Source organism: Baaleninema sp., from assembly GCF_049974805.1.
Lineage (GTDB): Bacteria > Cyanobacteriota > Cyanobacteriia > Cyanobacteriales > Geitlerinemataceae > Baaleninema.
On record NZ_JBNGCO010000206.1, the window covers coordinates 1 to 3,772 of the forward strand.

Annotated in this window: 3 protein-coding genes; all 3 read left to right on the forward strand. The window is 54.4% G+C overall.

All coding sequences use genetic code 11. The annotated features are described in order from the left end of the window. Positions 1–240 precede the first annotated feature (240 nt). Entirely contained in the window at positions 241–1,320 is a 1,080-nt protein-coding gene (gene fba, locus ACP5D4_RS21230) for a class II fructose-bisphosphate aldolase (RefSeq protein ID WP_428013599.1), read from the forward strand. 282 nt (positions 1,321–1,602) lie between these two features. Continuing rightward, positions 1,603–2,286 carry a GUN4 domain-containing protein gene (locus ACP5D4_RS21235; RefSeq protein ID WP_428013600.1) on the forward strand — a complete coding sequence of 228 codons (684 nt, stop codon included), beginning with the start codon at positions 1,603–1,605 and terminating at the stop codon, positions 2,284–2,286. Positions 2,287–2,579: 293 nt separating this feature from the next. Next, positions 2,580–3,692 (forward strand): ABC transporter ATP-binding protein, encoded by a 1,113-nt coding sequence (locus ACP5D4_RS21240; protein ID WP_428013601.1) that lies wholly within the window; start codon positions 2,580–2,582, stop codon positions 3,690–3,692. Positions 3,693–3,772 lie beyond the last annotated feature (80 nt).

Below are 3,772 nucleotides of genomic sequence, written 5' to 3' on the forward strand. Positions count from 1 at the left end.
CGGAGACTCGTAGAACGATGAATCCCCCTGCCTTTAGGCGGGGGAGAACGTCAACGTTGCCCTGGGCTTGCGATCGACCCCGAGTCAGATTTCCTTAACCCAGCTCGGCCGAGATCGATATTTCGATCGATATATTGTAATTATTCGCCAACGGATGAAATTTATCTTAATATTGTTGTAATCAACTTGCTAGTTTGATAAACGCTAGCTCGGAAAGCGGAATTTAACAGGAGGAAGTTTATGGCGTTAGTCCCCATGCGCCTGCTGCTCGACCACGCGGCAGAAAACGGTTACGGTATCCCGGCGTACAACGTCAACAATATGGAGCAGATCCTGGCGATCATGCAAGCGGCTGATGAAACCAACAGCCCCGTGATTCTCCAGGCATCTCGCGGTGCGCGTAAGTACGCGGGTGAAAACTTCCTGCGTCACTTGGTGATGGCTGCGGTCGAAACCTATCCCCACATCCCCGTGGTGATGCACCAAGACCACGGTAACAGCCCCGCCACCTGCTACTCTGCCATCCGCAACGGTTTCACCAGCGTGATGATGGACGGCTCCCTCGAAGCCGATGCGAAAACTCCCGCCAGCTTCGAGTACAACGTGAACGTCACCAAAACCGTCGTTGACGTAGCTCACTCCATCGGCGTCAGCGTCGAAGGCGAACTGGGCTGCCTCGGTTCTCTCGAAACCGGTAAAGGCGACAAAGAAGACGGTCACGGTGCAGAAGGCGTCCTCAGCCGCGAACAACTGCTGACCGATCCCGACGAAGCGGTTCAATTCGTCGAACAAACTCAAGTAGACGCTCTGGCAGTTGCCATCGGCACCAGCCACGGCGCCTATAAGTTCACCCGCAAACCTACGGGTGAAATTCTGGCGATCAGCCGCATTGAAGAAATTCACAGCCGTCTGCCCAACACCCACTTGGTCATGCACGGTTCTTCCTCTGTGCCGCAAGAGTGGTTGGATATGATCAACCAATACGGCGGTCAAATTCCCGAAACCTACGGCGTGCCTCTCGAAGAAATTCAAAAAGGCATCAAGAGCGGTGTCCGCAAAGTCAACATCGACACTGACAACCGTTTGGCTATCACGGCGGCGATTCGCGAAGCGGCGGCGAAAGATCCGTCTAACTTCGACCCCCGCCACTTCATGAAACCGTCCATCAAGTACATGAAGCAAGTTTGCGCGAAACGTTACGATGCTTTCGGCACTGCTGGTAACGCTACGAAAATCAAGCAAATTCCCCTGGATGAATTTGCGGCGAAATATGCAAGCGGCGAACTGGCTGCGAAAACCAAATCTGCGGTTTCCGCTTAGTCCAGCGTTTAACTGGCGTCGCATCTGACGTTAACCGAAGGAAATTTTAGGGGTAGTGCCTTGGGGCCTACCCCTTTTTCAGTGAGTCGCCAACAGCCAACTTTGACTACTTCCCGGCCTGAACTCGGGAATTCCCTATAAGGATTTCAGAACTTCCGAAAAGTCTAATTCCTGGGCGAAGCTGTTTCAGGGGTAGGGCATAGAGTGGGAATTCTGGAGAGCGGAAAAAAGGCAATTGTATTCCGATAGACTGTTAGAGGAAATTTTGGGAATTGGGGCAGTATGGAATGGATCGCTGTGATGGTGGCGATCGCGCTGGGTTTGGTGTGGGTTGTCGGTAAACTGTATCTCGAACGGCGATCGCGCCGGCGGCGGGAACGAGAGTTCGCGCGTCGCAGTGTTGGCGAACTGGCAACGAGTCAGCGTCCTACGGTGGAAGCGGCGTCGCTGTCAAGTTTGGCTTCGCCTCCGTCTCCTCCGAAATCGATCGATTTGTCTCGTTTGGAAGAACTTTTGAGTCAGGGTAAGTACGAAGCGGCCGATCGCGAAACGCTACGGTTGTTGTTACGAACCGCTGGTGCCGAACAACGGGGATATTTGGAAATTGACGATTGGGAATCTCTCTCGACGGATAAGTTGCGATCGATCGATCGCTTGTGGCAAACCTACAGTGACGGACGGTTTGGATTTCGCGTCCAACAACGATTTTATCGCGAGGCGGACGGAGAATACGGAGCCGTCGGCACCCGCGCTCAGTGGGTGAGTGGGGGGAAGTGGTTCGACTTCGATCGCGCGAACTATACGGACGAAGCCCCCGAAGGGCATCTTCCCCAAGCGGTTTGGCAATCGGTGCTGTCTTCGTTCGGTTTTGTGGGATTGGCACTCTGTATGTATGTCTTGTTCGAACGAGAGGATTGGAACGAAAAAGACGAAAGTACGCCGCACCGCTTCCGCGAAGGAGACTGAGCGACAGCGTACCGCACCGCTTCCGCCAACGGTTCGTCAAGGGAGACCGACGAACAAATAAGACTCACTCTCAATAACAGGCTCGACTTGCAAAGACGAGAACCCGAGATACCGTCGTGTCTGCCGCCACCACGCCGTCAAGAAACCCTTATTTTTTAGTCCTTAAAGCTCCAATCAGCCACGTCCGTCTTTACAAAAACTTTTTGGAAGATTTGCCATCTTGTTGCTATTCTAATTGAGAGAATTTGTAATTTGTTGCGTTGATTCAGCTCCTGCACCGCGATCGATCGCCTATGACCTCCGAAATCCTCAAGCTGGAAGGGGTTTGCAAACAATATCCCCAAACCGCCGTTCCTGCCGTTGAATCCATCGACTTGACGCTATACCCGGGTCAAATTCTGTCGTTATTCGGACCGTCAGGCTGTGGTAAAACGACTCTACTGCGACTGGTGGCGGGCTTCGACACCGTCGATCGCGGTCAGATTGTTCTAGACGGACGAGTGGTCGCGGGTCGGGGTCGATCGCTCCCCCCGGAAAAGCGCAACTTGGGCATGGTTTTCCAAGAATTTGCCCTGTTTCCCCATCTCAGCATCGCCGAGAACATCGCGTTCGGCTTGAAAAAACTCAAACTCAAACCCAGCGAGATCGATCGCCGCGTGCGCGAAGCGATCGCCCTGGTCGATCTCGAAGGCTTGAACAACCGCTACCCTCACCAACTCTCTGGCGGACAGCGACAGCGCGTCGCCCTAGCCCGAGCCTTAGCGCCCCGTCCGGTGTTGATGCTCCTCGACGAACCCTTAAGCAATCTCGACGTTCAGGTGCGGTTGTACCTGCGCAACGAAATCCGTAACATCCTCAAAGCCACGGGAACCACGGCCATTTTCGTCACCCACGATCGAGAAGAGGCCATGGCGATTTCCGACGTGGTAGGCGTCATGCGCCAAGGGCGTCTCGAACAATTGGGAACCCCCGAGGAGATTTATCGCGAACCCGCCTCTCGATTCGTGGCGGAGTTCGTCACCCAAGCGAACTTTCTCGACGCTCGCCGCAACGGTTCTCGTTGGGAAACGGAAATGGGAGAATTTGAAGTGTCTGCAACGGAGGAACTCTCAGACGACATCGGCGAACTGATGGTTCGCGAGGAAGATATCGTCCTCAAACCTGACGAAACTGGAAACATTGCCGTTCGCGACCGACAGTTTCTCGGACGGGAACACCGCTATTGTTTGATGATGCCCTCGGGTCAATGTCTCCACGCTCGCAGTTCCGAACCGTCGGTGTTGCCCGTCGGGGCGCGGGTTCAGCTTTCCGTTGCCCAAACTGCGGTACGGGTGTTTCCGCGATCGCAGGTGCGATCGACTCCCCCATCGGGATCGATGGCGATCGCCTGCGAATCGGGAACTTAGAAAGCGTTTCCCCCGTAGGATTTTATTTGACATCCTCACCGCCGAAGGAAGGGCGGTGATTCCCAAACCTCGCGATTTGG